Annotated in this window: 10 protein-coding genes and 1 pseudogene; 5 read left to right on the forward strand and 6 right to left on the reverse strand. The window is 68.3% G+C overall.

What is annotated here, in order from left to right:
• From A5744_RS04640 to A5744_RS04650, 3 genes and pseudogenes are all read left to right on the forward strand, one after another.
• A pseudogene (locus A5744_RS04640) lies at positions 1 to 1,065 on the forward strand (serine/threonine protein kinase); the annotation flags it as partial.
• Positions 1,066 to 1,110: 45 nt separating this feature from the next.
• Positions 1,111 to 3,267 (forward strand): excinuclease ABC subunit UvrB, encoded by a 2,157-nt coding sequence (gene uvrB / locus A5744_RS04645; RefSeq protein ID WP_076058833.1) that lies wholly within the window; start codon positions 1,111 to 1,113, stop codon positions 3,265 to 3,267.
• A complete protein-coding gene (locus A5744_RS04650) occupies positions 3,264 to 4,682 on the forward strand; it encodes an MFS transporter (protein WP_076058835.1) in 1,419 nt (472 codons plus the stop codon). The genes uvrB and A5744_RS04650 overlap by 4 nt, the downstream gene beginning before the upstream one ends.
• Here the strand turns inward: A5744_RS04650 and A5744_RS04655 are convergent.
• Positions 4,666 to 6,237, reverse strand: coding sequence for a hypothetical protein (locus A5744_RS04655; RefSeq protein WP_083679198.1), 1,572 nt, complete (start codon positions 6,235 to 6,237; stop codon positions 4,666 to 4,668). The two genes, A5744_RS04650 and A5744_RS04655, sit on opposite strands and share 17 nt — an antisense overlap.
• A gap of 273 nt (positions 6,238 to 6,510) precedes the next feature.
• Between A5744_RS04655 and A5744_RS04660 the strand changes: the two genes are divergently transcribed.
• On the forward strand, positions 6,511 to 6,954 hold the full coding sequence (locus A5744_RS04660; RefSeq protein WP_076058838.1) for a universal stress protein: 444 nt from the start codon (positions 6,511 to 6,513) through the stop codon (positions 6,952 to 6,954).
• A 9-nt stretch (positions 6,955 to 6,963) separates the two neighbouring features.
• Here A5744_RS04660 and A5744_RS04665 read toward each other — a convergent pair whose 3' ends face one another.
• The gene (locus tag A5744_RS04665; protein ID WP_076058840.1) at positions 6,964 to 7,641 is read right to left on the reverse strand and encodes an MBL fold metallo-hydrolase; all 678 of its coding nucleotides are present in this window, start codon (positions 7,639 to 7,641) and stop codon (positions 6,964 to 6,966) included.
• A gap of 113 nt (positions 7,642 to 7,754) precedes the next feature.
• Here A5744_RS04665 and uvrA point away from each other — a divergent pair, with 113 nt between their 5' ends.
• A complete protein-coding gene (gene uvrA / locus A5744_RS04670) occupies positions 7,755 to 10,664 on the forward strand; it encodes an excinuclease ABC subunit UvrA (RefSeq protein WP_076058842.1) in 2,910 nt (969 codons plus the stop codon).
• Here the strand turns inward: uvrA and A5744_RS04675 are convergent.
• From A5744_RS04675 to A5744_RS04690, 4 genes are read right to left on the reverse strand one after another with little or no spacing between them, the layout of a single operon-like run.
• The gene (locus A5744_RS04675; protein WP_076058844.1) at positions 10,661 to 11,830 is read right to left on the reverse strand and encodes a winged helix DNA-binding domain-containing protein; all 1,170 of its coding nucleotides are present in this window, start codon (positions 11,828 to 11,830) and stop codon (positions 10,661 to 10,663) included. The two genes, uvrA and A5744_RS04675, sit on opposite strands and share 4 nt — an antisense overlap.
• A gap of 4 nt (positions 11,831 to 11,834) precedes the next feature.
• Positions 11,835 to 13,538: a serine/threonine-protein kinase PknH/PknJ gene (locus A5744_RS04680; RefSeq protein WP_076058845.1), complete on the reverse strand. Its 1,704-nt coding sequence runs from the start codon at positions 13,536 to 13,538 to the stop codon at positions 11,835 to 11,837.
• Positions 13,531 to 13,770, reverse strand: coding sequence for a hypothetical protein (locus tag A5744_RS04685; RefSeq protein WP_076058847.1), 240 nt, complete (start codon positions 13,768 to 13,770; stop codon positions 13,531 to 13,533). The genes A5744_RS04680 and A5744_RS04685 overlap by 8 nt, the downstream gene beginning before the upstream one ends.
• Positions 13,752 to 14,207: a DUF6653 family protein gene (locus tag A5744_RS04690; protein WP_076058849.1), complete on the reverse strand. Its 456-nt coding sequence runs from the start codon at positions 14,205 to 14,207 to the stop codon at positions 13,752 to 13,754. The genes A5744_RS04685 and A5744_RS04690 overlap by 19 nt, the downstream gene beginning before the upstream one ends.
• Between the last annotated feature and the right edge of the window lie 3 nt (positions 14,208 to 14,210).

Consider the following 14,210-nt stretch of genomic DNA (forward strand, 5'->3'; position numbering starts at 1 on the left):
CGCCGCGAAGACAGGTTCGATCGGTGTCGGGACTTCGCGGCCGCCGTCAGCGAGCGGTTGGACAACGCCGCCACGGCTCGGATAGCCACGCACCGGCGGCGCGGCGCCCCGGCGCTCGTCGCGGCGATGAGCCACCGATACTCGTCGAGGACCCGATGGGCGACCGCGCTGGTGTGCGCGGTGCTGGTCGCCGTGGCGGCGACCTGGTCGGTCCTGTACTCCTTCCAGCCGGAACCCGCGCCGGGCAACCCCGCGCTTGCCTCGAGACCGTCGCCGCCGGCCCCCCCCCCCGCCCCCACGGGACCCGGCGGTCCCACATTCAGCGGCACCTACAAACTGACCTACGACCAGAGCAAGCGGACGGGCAATGGTGTCGCGATCCGTCAGGACACGGCCGACTCCGACTGGTGGGCTTTCCGCTCCGCGTGCACGACGAACGGCTGCGCCGCCACCGGGACCCTGTTGGACGACGCCGACCACCAGGTGGCGAACACCGCCGGCGGAGGCCGGACCGACACCCTGCGTTTCGTCGCCGGATACTGGCAGGGCGCTCCGCAGCAGGTGCGGTTGCACTGCGTCCCGCCGGACGGCCTTGTCGGGGCCACCCAGCAGGAGACGGTTGCGTGGTCGCTCGCGCCGCAGGCCGACGGCACGCTGCGCGGCACGGAAACCCAGACCGTGATGAGCAACGAGTGTGGCGCGCAAGGGGCCGTGGTGCGGATACCGGTGGTGGCCACCCGCGTCGGTGACGCGCCCGTGGGCGTGCCGCTGGCCGATCCGACGCAGGTCCTCGACACCTCGACCGCGCCGGCCAACCCGGTACCGCCCGTCCTCGGCGGGTCGTGCACCGACGTCGACAAGCTCGCCTACGACCCGACCAACAACGAGCAGGTGGTCTGCGAAGGCACCGCCTGGGCCAAGGCCCCCATCACGACGGGTGTGCACGCCTCGGGCAGCTCGTGCGACCGCCCGGGCACCTCGGTGTTCGCCACCTCGACCTCGAACGACGGCTACCTGCTCCAATGCGACCCGGTCAGCCGGACGTGGACCCGGCCGGCGGGCTAGGCGAGGACCGGCACGCTTGTCGGTGGCTGGCTCTACCCTGGTGGCATGGCTTTCGCCACTGAGCATCCGGTCGTCGCGCATTCGGAATACCGCGCCGTCGAGGAGGTCATGCGCGTCGGTGGCCGCTTCGAGGTCGTCAGCCCGCACGCGCCGGCCGGCGACCAGCCGGCCGCCATCGACGAGCTGGAGCGGCGCATCAAGGCGGGGGAGCGCGACGTCGTGCTGCTCGGCGCCACCGGCACCGGCAAGTCGGCCACCACCGCCTGGCTCATCGAGCGGCTGCAGCGGCCCACCCTGGTGATGGCGCCCAACAAGACGCTGGCCGCGCAGTTGGCCAACGAGCTGCGAGAGATGTTGCCGCACAACGCAGTCGAGTACTTCGTGTCGTACTACGACTACTACCAGCCGGAGGCGTACATCGCGCAGACCGACACCTACATCGAGAAGGACAGCTCGATCAACGACGACGTGGAGCGGTTGCGGCACTCCGCGACGTCGTCGTTGCTATCGCGCCGCGACGTGGTGGTGGTGGCGTCGGTGTCCTGCATCTACGGTCTGGGCACACCGCAGTCCTACCTGGACCGATCCGTCGAGCTCCGCGTCGGCACCGAGGTCCCCCGCGACGCGCTGCTGCGGCTGCTCGTCGACGTGCAGTACACGCGAAACGACCTGTCCTTCACCCGCGGCTCGTTCCGGGTACGCGGCGACACCGTGGAGATCATCCCGTCCTACGAAGAGCTGGCGCTGCGCATCGAATTCTTCGGCGACGAGATCGAGGAGCTGTACTACCTGCACCCGCTGACCGGCGACGTGGTCCGCAAGGTCGACTCGCTGCGGATCTTCCCGGCCACCCACTATGTGGCCGGGCCGGAACGGATGGCGCACGCGATCTCGACGATCGAGGAGGAGCTGGCGGAGCGTCTCGCCGAACTCGAAGGCCAGGGCAAGCTGCTGGAGGCTCAGCGGCTGCGGATGCGGACCAACTACGACATCGAGATGATGCGCCAGGTCGGGTTCTGCTCGGGTATCGAGAACTACTCGCGGCACATCGACGGCCGCGGGCCGGGCTCGCCGCCGGCGACGCTGCTCGACTACTTCCCGGAGGACTTCCTGCTCGTCATCGACGAGTCGCACGTCACCGTGCCGCAGATCGGCGGCATGTACGAGGGCGACATGTCCCGTAAGCGCAACCTGGTCGAGTACGGGTTCCGGCTGCCGTCGGCCTGCGACAACCGCCCGCTGACCTGGGAGGAGTTCGCCGACCGCATCGGGCAGACGGTGTACCTGTCGGCCACCCCCGGCCCGTACGAGCTGAGCCAGACGCAGGGCGAGTTCGTCGAGCAGGTGATCCGGCCCACCGGGCTCGTCGACCCCAAGGTCACGGTCAAGCCGACGAAAGGTCAGATCGACGATCTCATCGGCGAAATCCGCAAGCGCACCGCGCTCGACGAGCGGGTGCTGGTGACCACGTTGACCAAGAAGATGGCCGAAGACCTGACCGACTACCTGTTGGAGATGGGCATCCGGGTGCGGTATCTGCATTCCGAGGTCGACACGCTGCGCCGGGTGGAACTGCTGCGCCAGCTGCGGCTCGGCGACTACGACGTCCTGGTCGGCATCAACCTGCTGCGGGAGGGACTCGACCTGCCCGAGGTGTCGCTGGTGGCGATCCTCGACGCCGACAAGGAGGGCTTCCTGCGCTCGACGCGCAGCCTGATCCAGACCATCGGCCGCGCCGCGCGAAACGTGTCCGGCGAAGTGCACCTCTACGCCGACACCGTCACCGATTCGATGCGCGAGGCCATCGACGAGACGGAACGGCGCCGCGCCAAGCAGGTCGCCTACAACGAGGCCAACGGCATCGACCCGAAGCCGCTGCGCAAGAAGATCGCCGACATCCTCGACCGGGTCTACTCCGAAGCCGACGACACGGAGACCGTCGAAATCGGGTCCGGGCGCAGCGTCTCACGCGGGCGGCGGGCGCAGGGCGAGCCGGGCCGGGTGGTCAGCGCCGGGGTGTTTGAGGGCCGCGACACGACCAACATGCCGCGCGCGGAGCTGGCCGACCTGATCAAGGACCTCACCGCGCAGATGATGGCGGCCGCCCGTGACCTGCAGTTCGAGCTGGCCGCGCGGTTCCGCGACGAGATCGCGGACCTCAAAAAGGAACTGCGCGGGATGGACGCCGCCGGGCTCAAGTGACGCACACCGCCACCACCACCGGTAGCTGGCGCGAGCTGCTGGGCGCCCGCTACCTGGGGACGTCCGTCGTGCTGGCCGGTGGGGTAGCGCTGTATGCCACCAACGAGTTTCTGACCATCAGCCTGCTTCCCAATACGGTCGCCGAAATCGGCGGCAGCCGCCTTTACGCCTGGGTGATGACCCTGTACCTGGTCGGGTCGATAGTCGCGGCGACCATGGTCGGTCCGATGCTGCTGCGCTACGGGCCGCGCAGGTCGTATCTGATGGGGCTGGCCGTGTTCGCCGTCTCCAGCCTGGCCTGTGGCGTGGCGCCCAGCATGGAAATCCTGATCGCGGGACGCGCCCTGCAAGGCGTGGCCGGGGGCTTGCTGGCCGGCCTCGGCTATGCGGTCATCAACACCGCGTTGCCGCGCGCCCTGTGGACCCGGGCCTCTGCGCTGGTGTCGGCCATGTGGGGTGTCGCCACGGTGGTGGGGCCCGCGACGGGTGGGCTGTTCGCCCAATTCGGTTTGTGGCGTTGGGCTTTCGTCGCGATGGCGATTGTGACCGCCTTGATGGCGTTGCTGGTGCCGGTCGCGTTGCCCGCGGGTCGGGGCGCCTCGAGCGGTGCCGCGGCGGTCTTGAGGGTGCCGGTGTGGTCGCTGGTGCTGATCGGGGCCGCCGCGTTGGCGATCAGCGTCGCCCAAATCCCGCACGACGTCGTCGCGACCGGCGGGCTGCTCGCCGTCGCCATCGTGCTGGTCGGACTGTTCGTGCTCGTCGACTGGCGGATGCCCGCAAAAGTCTTGCCGCCCAGCGTATTTGGTCCCGGACCCTTGAAGTGGATCTATCTGGCCATGGGTGCGCTGATGCTCGGCGCCATGGTGGACACCTACGTGCCGCTGTTCGGTCAGCGGTTGGCGCATCTGAGCCCCGTGGCGGCCGGGTTCCTGGGCGCTGCGCTCGCCGTCGGCTGGACGTTCAGCGAAATCGTCAGCGCATCGCTGGAAAGCCCCCGGGCGATCGATCGGGTTATCGCGGTCGCGCCGGTGGTGGTGGCCTCGGGTCTGGCACTGGGCGCATTCACCCAGCGCGACAACGCATCCGGCGGGGTCGTGTCGCTCTGGACGCTGGCCCTGCTGGTGGCCGGGATCGGAATCGGCATGGCGTGGCCCCACTTGTCGGTGCGCGCAATGGATTCCGTCAACGACCCGGCCGAAGGCGGGGCGGCGGCCGCGGCGATCAACACCGTGCAGCTCGTCTCCGCGGCATTCGGCGCCGGCCTGGCCGGCGTGGTGGTCAACACGGTCCAGGGCGGCGACGTGATGGAAGCCCGTTGGCTGTTCGCCGTTTTCACCGCCTTGACCGGCGCCGGTGTCGCGGCGTCCTACGCGGCGGTCCGCGGCGGTCGCCGCGCCCTCACCGCGTCGACTTGACCACCTGCGAGTAGTGGAATTGCCAACGCTCGACGATGTGGAAGCCGAGGTAGCTCGGGAACCGATACGCCGGGGCGCGGCCGAACACCCCCGGGGGCAACGGTTCTCCGACCTGGTGATCGGGCAGCGACTTGTCCTTATTGGTGATGGTCCAGATGGTGGAGCACTTGTTGATCTTGGCTGTCGTCAGCCACACCGCGACGTGGCCGTCCCACAGCCAACCGACCTTGGGGCCGTACGCGCCGCGCCCGACGTCGATCACCGACCGGAAGGCCGCGGGCCGGGTGGCCAGCACCGCGCGGATAGGACCGGGCCGCCAGGGCACCGTGTTGTCGACCAGCAGGCAGTCCCCAGGCGCGGCGTGGGATTGGATCAGGTCGGCCACCTGGCTGTAGTCCCAGCCCTCCTTGGCATACGGCCAGCGCTGGATGAACAAATAATTCGGCAGCGCGGCCGCGGCGAACGCCAGGACCACCGCAGCGATCGGCCCCGGTTTGCGCGCGAGCGTGACGATGCAGACGGCCATGACCATGGCCACTGCGGGCGTGGTGAGGATCAGGTAGCGGGGAAAGTAGATCGGTTCGATGACGGCCGAGTAGACGACGACGAGCGCGGTGGGTAGGACGATCCATGCCGCGCAGATAAGCAGCAGTACGCGCAGGTCGCTTGCCGGACGCCGCGCGCCGGTCAGCCGGGCCACGACCGCCGCGCCTATGAGCACCGCCGTGAGAATCGCGAACGGAACGCTGTGGTCGAAGTACTGCCGCAGGACGATGTCGAACGCATAGTGCCAGCTGACCGGAAAGATCCAGTTGACCTGATAAACCTGGCCATGGGCGAACACGAGGAACGGCGTCATGACGCCGACGGCGACGGCCGAGCTGACCGCCCACCACATGACTGGAGACTTACGGGATCGCTTCGGCACCAGGAGCGGAAGCATCGCGGCGTACACGAGAACCAACAGGATCAGGTTGAGGCTCAGCAGGATCGACAGCATCAGCGCCAGCGCGTAGCACAGCCACAACCGCGGCGTGTTGCGCCGGACCACGACGACGAACAACACCGTCAGCCACACCGCGGCGGCGGCCGCCATGGCGTACGGGCGCGCCTCGATGCCCGCCCACGTGGTGCGCGGCAAGATGGCGAAGACGGCGCCGGCGCAAAGTGCCGTCGCACGCCCCGGGACGAATTGCTTGCTGAACACCGTGACGCCCGCGGCCGCAGCCCCGATCGCCAGGGCGCTGGGCACCCGCGACCAGAATTCGGTCGGCGGAAATATCGCGAACCAGCCGTGCATCAGCAGGTAATACAGGCCGTGCACGGCGTCGATGTGGCCCAGCAGTTTCCACAGCTCGGGCAAGGTTCGGCTGGCCGCCGCCGATATCGTCGCCCCCTCGTCGAACCAGAGCGAAGGGCGGGAGGCCCAGGCGGCGCTGATGACGGCGGCCAGGACGCCTACCAGCCACGGGTCGAGCAGCCGGCCGGGCCCGCCGGCGGCCGCGGACTTGTCAACGACGCCCGGCGTGGGCTGCTCGAGGGTGGGCATCGACATGATGCTTGTCACTGTAAGTCAGGCGAGGCCGCGTACGCGCAGGTCACCGGCGCCCGTGACCCGCATTTCGCGAGAAGGTCTGCGATGCAATGCTTTCCGCCCCCCGCACGCCGCAGCGCGGGCATTATGGCCGCAAAATTGCACGTTGCCGCAGCGTGGCGGGATAATTTGCGGGTTGCGCCACGCCACCAGTGTGTGGGTAATCTGACGCATCTTTCTCCGGCAACGCGATACTGTCTGGGGTTGGCGTAGCAACCGACACTGGGAGGGTAAATGAGCGCCTATCGGACTGTGGTGGTCGGGACCGACGGCTCGGACTCGTCGATGCGTGCTGTGGACAGAGCAGCCACCATCGCCGGGGACGGCGCCAAGTTGATCATCGCGTCGGCGTATCTACCCCAGCATGAGGACGGCCGGGCCGCCGACATTCTGAAGGACGAAAGCTACAAGGTGTCGGGCACCGCCCCGATCTACGCGATCCTGCACGACGCCAAGGAGCGGGCGCACAAGGCCGGCGCCAAGAACGTCGAGGAAAAGCCGATCGTCGGTGCCCCGGTGGACGCGCTGGTCAAGCTAGCCGAGGACGAAAAGGCCGATCTGCTGGTAGTCGGCAACGTCGGTCTGAGCACCATCGCGGGCCGCCTGCTGGGATCGGTGCCGGCCAACGTCTCACGTCGGGCCAAGGTCGACGTGTTGATCGTGCACACCACGTCGTAACCGTTCGGTCTACCAGCCCCGCTCGCGCCACTCGGCGAGGTGGGGGCGTTCGGCGCCCAGCACGGTGTCGTCGCCGTGTCCCGGGTAGATGACGGTGGAGTCGTCGTACACGTCGAACACCCGGGTCGTGACGTCGTCGAGCAACTGGGTGAAGTCCCCGGGCTGCCAGGTCTTGCCGACGCCGCCGGGGAACAGGCAATCGCCGGTGAACAACTGGGTAACCCCGCCCGTCGCGGGCCCGTCGAGGGCCAGCGCGATCGAACCGGGCGTGTGCCCGCGCAGGTGGATGACGTCGAAGCTGAGCTCGCCGATCCGCACGGTGTCGCCGCCCGACAGCAAACGGTCCGGTTTGACCGGCAGCGCTTCGGCGTCGATCTCGTTGGCCGCGGTCGGCGCGCCGGTGGCCGCGGCGACAGCCTCGAGCGCCTGCCAGTGATCGAAGTGCTGATGGCTGGTCACGATCAGCGAGACCGTCGGGGCGTAACGGCGGATCAGGTCCGTCAGCACCTCGGCGTCGTTGGCAGCGTCGATCAGCAGGGTTTCTCCGGTCGCCGCACACGTCACCAGATAGGCGTTGTTGTCCATCGGTCCCACCGACGCCTTTAGAATCGTGGCGCCGGGTAGGGTCCGGCGGGCCGCAGTACCAGGGTCGACGTGTCCGGTGTAGTTGTCATCCACGGCAGTCATGTGCGCCACGTTACTGGTCAATCGAAACTTGTCGGCGCGGGCACATAGCATGGAATGCGCCGTGCGCGTTCACCGCTTTAAGCACTGGCAAGAGCTCCATCGAGAGGGACAGTGTGGCTGACCGCCTGATCGTCAAGGGCGCCCGTGAGCACAACCTGCGCGGCGTCGACCTCGACCTGCCGCGCGACTCGCTGATCGTGTTCACCGGGCTATCCGGGTCGGGCAAATCGTCGTTGGCGTTCGACACGATTTTCGCCGAGGGGCAGCGCCGCTACGTCGAGTCGTTGTCGGCCTACGCGCGCCAATTCCTCGGCCAGATGGACAAACCGGACGTCGACTTCATCGAGGGCCTCTCCCCGGCGGTGTCCATCGACCAGAAGTCGACCAACCGCAACCCGCGGTCGACGGTCGGGACTATCACCGAGGTCTACGACTACCTGCGGCTGCTGTACGCGCGCGCGGGCACACCGCACTGCCCCATCTGCGGCCACCGAATCGCGCGGCAGACGCCGCAGCAAATCGTCGACCAGGTGCTGGCGATGCCGGAGGGCACCCGCTTCCTGGTGCTCGCCCCGGTGGTGCGCACCCGCAAGGGCGAGTTCGCCGACCTCTTCGACAAGCTCAACGCGCAGGGCTACAGCCGGGTCCGGGTCGACGGCGTGGTGCATCCCCTGACCGATCCGCCGAAGCTGAAGAAGCAGGAGAAGCACGACATCGAGGTGGTGGTCGACCGCCTCACGGTCAAGGCCACCGCCAAGCAGCGGCTCACCGACTCGGTGGAAACCGCGCTGAACCTGGCCGACGGCATCGTGGTGCTGGAGTTCCCCGACGATCACGACGAGCACGGGCATCCGCGCGAGCAGCGGTTCTCGGAGAAGCTGGCCTGCCCCAACGGGCATCCGCTCGCGGTCGACGACCTGGAACCGCGGTCGTTCTCGTTCAACTCGCCCTACGGCGCCTGCCCGGAGTGCGTCGGCCTGGGCATCCGCAAGGAGGTCGACCCCGACCTGGTGGTCCCCGACCCGGATCGCACCCTGGCCGAGGGCGCGGTGGCGCCGTGGTCGAACGGCCACACCGCCGAATACTTCACCCGGATGATGGCCGGGCTCGGCGAGGAGCTGGGATTCGACGTCGACACACCGTGGCGCAAGCTGCCGGCGAAGGCCCGCAAGGCCATCCTGGAGGGCTCCGACCACCAGGTGCATGTGCGCTACCGCAACCGGTACGGCCGCACCCGCTCGTACTACGCCGATTTCGAAGGCGTGCTCGCGTTCCTGCAGCGCAAGATGGCCCAGACCGAGTCCGAGCAGATGAAGGAGCGCTACGAGGGCTTCATGCGCGACGTGCCCTGCCCGGAGTGCGAGGGCACCCGGCTCAAGCCCGAGATCCTGGCGGTGACGCTGGCCGCGGGGGACCGCGGTGTGAAGTCCATCGCCGAGGTCTGTGAACTGTCCATCTCGGACTGCGCGGACTTTCTTCAGCGCCTCACCCTCGGTCACCGCGAGCAGGCGATCGCCGGGCAGGTGCTCAAGGAAATCCAGTCGCGGCTGGGCTTTCTGCTCGACGTGGGGCTCGAGTACCTCTCCCTGTCGCGCGCCGCGGCGACGCTGTCCGGCGGGGAGGCCCAACGCATCCGGCTGGCCACCCAGATCGGCTCCGGTCTGGTGGGTGTGCTCTACGTGCTCGATGAGCCGTCCATCGGGCTGCATCAGCGCGACAATCGTCGTCTCATCGAAACACTAACGCGCCTAAGGGATCTCGGGAACACGCTGATCGTCGTCGAGCATGACGAGGACACCATCGCGCATGCCGACTGGGTGGTCGACATCGGCCCGGGCGCCGGCGAGCACGGCGGCCAGATCGTGCACAGCGGCACCTACGGCGAGCTGCTGGCCAACAAGGCGTCGATCACCGGTGCCTACCTGTCGGGCAAGGAAAGCATCGAGATGCCGGCGATCCGGCGTCCCGTCGACCGGCGGCGTCAGCTCACCGTCGTCGGCGCCCGGGAGCACAACCTGCGCGACATCGACGTGTCGTTCCCGCTCGGCGTGCTGACCTCGGTGACCGGCGTATCCGGTTCGGGCAAGTCGACTCTCGTCAACGACATCCTGGCGGCGGTGCTGGCCAACCGGCTCAACGGCGCGCGGCAGGTCCCGGGCCGGCACACCCGCGTCACCGGTCTGGACCGGCTGGACAAGCTGGTCCGGGTGGACCAGTCGCCGATCGGGCGCACGCCCCGGTCCAACCCGGCCACCTACACCGGGGTCTTCGACAAGATCCGCACCCTGTTCGCGGCCACCACCGAGGCGAAGGTCCGCGGCTATCAGCCCGGCCGATTCTCGTTCAACGTCAAGGGCGGTCGCTGCGAGGCGTGCACGGGCGACGGCACCATCAAGATCGAGATGAACTTCCTGCCCGACGTGTACGTGCCGTGCGAGGTCTGCCACGGCGCCCGGTACAACCGGGAAACCCTTGAGGTGCACTACAAGGGCAAGACCATCTCCGAAGTGCTGGACATGTCGATCGAGGAAGCGGCGGAGTTCTTCGAGCCGATCACCGGCATTCACCGCTATCTGCGCACGCTGGTCGACGTCGGCCTGGGCTATGTGCGGCTCGGCCAGCCCGCGCCGACGCTGTCCGGCGGCGAGGCACAGCGGGTCAAGCTGGCCGCGGAATTGCAGAAGCGTTCGACCGGGCGCACCATCTACATCCTCGACGAGCCGACCACCGGCCTGCATTTCGACGACATCCGCAAGCTGCTCAACGTGATCAACGGGCTTGTCGACAAAGGCAATACGGTGATCGTCATCGAGCACAACCTCGATGTGATCAAGACATCCGACTGGATCGTGGACATGGGTCCGGAGGGCGGCGCCGAGGGCGGAACCATCGTCGCCGAGGGCACACCGGAGGACATCGCCGCGGTGCCCGAAAGTTACACCGGGAAGTTTCTCGCCGAGGTCGTCGGCCGGGGGCGTGCGCCCGCGAGTGCATCGCGGCGGCGGCGCAAAGTCAGCGTTTAGGTTTCGCGGCCCGCCGATTTGGACAGCGGGGACGGAAAGCGCGGGCTGATCCGCACGCCGTCCAGCCACGACGTGAGTTCGTCGGCCCGTCGCTGCAGGGCACGGCGGGCGCGCTGGCCCGGGTCCTCGAGGAGCTGCAGCCGCACCCGGGCGCCGTCGTCCTGATTCCAGCCGCCGACGATGCGTCCGTTCCACCACGCGGTGGGACCCGCGTTGCCGTTGCGGTCGAAAACCTGACCGCGATGCGGGCCGAGGTACCAATCCCTTTCGAACCAGCCCATCGCGGTGGCGTCCAGGCCGGGCAACAACGCGCACCACGGCCCCACGTCCGGTTCCGGTTCGAGGTCGTCCGGGAGCGCGTAGCCGGGGCCGCCGTGCAGGTCGACGTGCACGGCACCGATGTCGCCCAACGCCTTTCGAACCGCGGTCAGCGTGGTGCCGAGCCACCATTTGATGTCGGCGGCGGTGGCCGGGCCGAAGGTGCGCAACCAACGCCGGATGAGTTCGGCCTGGGCGTCCACCGATTCGTCGCGCGCCCCGAGCCACTGGGACGCGTGGACCCACCGCGGCCGCGACGTGGTCCAGGCTCCGTCGTTGGGTCCGCGCACAATGTCGCCACGCGCCGAGAGCACGGTGAGGACCCGCGGGGCAATGGGAACGGCTCCGCCCCACCGTTTTCCGGGCGCCGGATCATATGTTCCGGTCAGCTCGGGCAGCGCGGCACGCAGCTCGGTGCTGCTGGCCGGCCCGTTGTCGTTCAGGTGGCGCAACACCGCGGCGCAGGCCCGCTCGAGCCAGCGGTCCCCGTCCGCGGCCAGGCCGGCCTTGTGGACGTCGGCGGCCAGCCGGCGGCGTTCGTTGTCGGCGACCCGGTCGCTGGCCGCGGACTGGATCATGGCCAGGTCGTCGCTGTTCACCAACCACAGTGTGCGGCGCATCGCCAGATGCCTTAGCGCGGAGCGCTTCTCGTACAGCTCCACATCGAGGTCGGCGGTGGCGAAGCCGGGGGATCGGGCCCACAGCGACAGGTATGGAGTCGCGGGGTCGGTCGCGTGCAACGCGACGAGCCCGGCGATGATCCGCGTTATGGGCTGCGGATCCGTTGGCGACAGAAAGTGCCTGCGCGCCAGGCGGTTCCGCCGCTCCTCGACAGTGAATTTTCGCATGCCGCTATTTCGGTATCTTGGCCGCCATTTCGTTGGCGATCAGCCTGGCCTGATTGATGGTTCCGGGTGCGCAGACGTTGATGTCGAGGACAACGTTGGACACGGCGTCGAGGACGTGCTGGCACACCACGGGGCTGCCGGCCAAACTGTGCTGCAGGGCGATATTGGGCGGATTTCCGCTGAGTTGGCGGAATGTCCACTCGGACGTATGGCCGTTGTTGACTTGAGTCACGGATTTCCCGGCGCAGTTTCGCCACTGGTCCACCTGACCCGTCACAAAACCGTTTGCCTGGTCCGTGGAGGCGAATATCACGGCGCCTTGGACCACCGCATAGCCGGGGTTGCTGTTCGGCTTCTCCATCAACTGGGCCACCATCGCGGTGTATCCACTGCTCTTATAAACCCGGGTCTGGTAACCGATGAGCGGCCCGCGACACTGTTCGTCCGACAGGGTGTCCTCGGGGCCTGGGTCCTTCATATCCCTCGTCGTGCGGCTGACGACGATGCCCGTGGTGCCGACGACACCGTTGATTTGGTCGGGGCTGAGCAGGATCGAATCCAGTTGCGCGGCAGCGACCGTCGGGACCGCGGAGGTTGATGCGGTCACCGTGGTCGCGGTGACCGGACTGCTGGTGGTCGTGACTGGGCTGCCGGCCTGCCCGCCGTCGGTGTTGGCCAGTCCCAGCCAAATTCCGGTGGCGGCAACGGCGGCGACGACGGTTAGCACAGCGGCCAGGATCAGCCAGGGTCTGCGCCGCACCGGTGCGGGGTGCGGCAGTGGTGGCGGTGCCCATGGGATCGGTCCGCTGGGCGCCGGGGCGAACTGCTGGGTGTGCGCGAGCATGGTGACGGCACGCTCGCGGTCCGGAACGCTGAGCGCTTGCTGGGCGGCGCGCGCCAGATCCCCGGCGCTGGAATAGCGGTGCATGGGATGTTTGGCCATTCCCCGGGCGATCACGTCGTCGAAGGCGGCCGGGATGCCCTGCCGTTGCTGGCTGGGCCGGGGGATGGGTTGCATGAGATGCGCACCCATCAGGGTGGTGAGGTTCTGGGTTCGATACGGCCGTGTGCCCGTGAGGCATTCGAACAGCACGCAGGCCAGCGCGTAGATGTCGGATCGGTAGGTGACGTCGTCGTCGCCGAAGCGCTCGGGTGCCATGTAGCTCCAGCTGCCCACCGCGGTTCCGGTTTGGGTGAGGTGATGCTGGTCGGTGGCCGCGGCCGCGATGCCGAAGTCGACCAGATAGGCGAAGTCGTCGCCGGTGATGAGGATGTTTTCGGGTTTGATGTCGCGGTGGACAACCCCGGCGCGGTGTGCGGCATCCAGCGCCGCCGCGACCTGGCTGACGATCGCTACCGCGCGGGGCGGCGATAGCGCCCCTTCGCGGCGAAGCACACCACCGAGGTCCGTGCCTTCGATGAAGCGCATGTCGATGAACAGCTGACCGTCGATTTCGCCGTAGTCGTGGATGGGCACGATGTGGGGTTCTTGGAGGCGTCCGGCGGTATGGGCCTCGCGCTGCATGCGCCGTCGAAATACGTTGTCCGAGTTGAATTCCTGGGACATGAGTTTGAGCGCGACGGTGCGGTCTTTCGCGGTGTCGTGGGCTTCGTAGACTTCGCCCATTCCGCCGCGGCCCAGCAATCGCATGAGGCGGTAGGGCCCGAACTGCGTGCCCACCCGCGAGGCCGGCACGGCGTCACTCATCGGGGTGCATCGACTCGCGGATCTGCGCCAGCCGCTCGGCCGCGGCGCGCTGACGCTCGTCGTATTGCTCCTCGACGTCGCGGCCCTCTGGAGTTTCCGCGGCCAGTTCCGCGGCGCCCTGCGAGGTGCCGTAGCGCGTCTCGATCTTCTCGCGGACGTATTCGAAGGTCGGCACGCCCGCATCGTCGTACCCGGGGTCGGGCTCCGCGGGAGTCACTGGTTCGTCGGGCATGCCTCAGAGGTTACTTCGGCCGCGTGCTGGCGATCGAAATAGCGCACCATCTGCTCCCAGTACACCAGCGTCAGCGCCATCTGCACGGCGGTCGCGAGGGCGGCCGGGACCAGCCGGCGCCGGCGAGCCGAGATCAGGGCGCCGAGCGCGGCCGCGGAGGAGAGCGCGCTGACGACCATCGCCGCGTCGCGGGGCCGACGGCTGATCCACAGCTCCTCGCCCAGCATCGCCCTCGTCGACCAGGCGTGCTGGTGCGCGGGCTTGCCGAAGACGAACGGATTGACCGCCAGCCACACAGCCAGCACCACGGCGTGGCTCCAGCGCCGCGTCCACGCCGGCACCAGCGTCAACGGTGTCGTCGCCCAGCGCGTCCACGCACTCCACGGATTGCAGTGCCGCGCAAAGAGTGCGCGACGTGCGCGCTCGACCGCAGACACCGG

Origin of the sequence: Mycobacterium sp. IS-1264, assembly GCF_001954195.1 — a bacterium.
In the GTDB taxonomy this organism is placed as follows: Bacteria; Actinomycetota; Actinomycetes; order Mycobacteriales; family Mycobacteriaceae; genus Mycobacterium.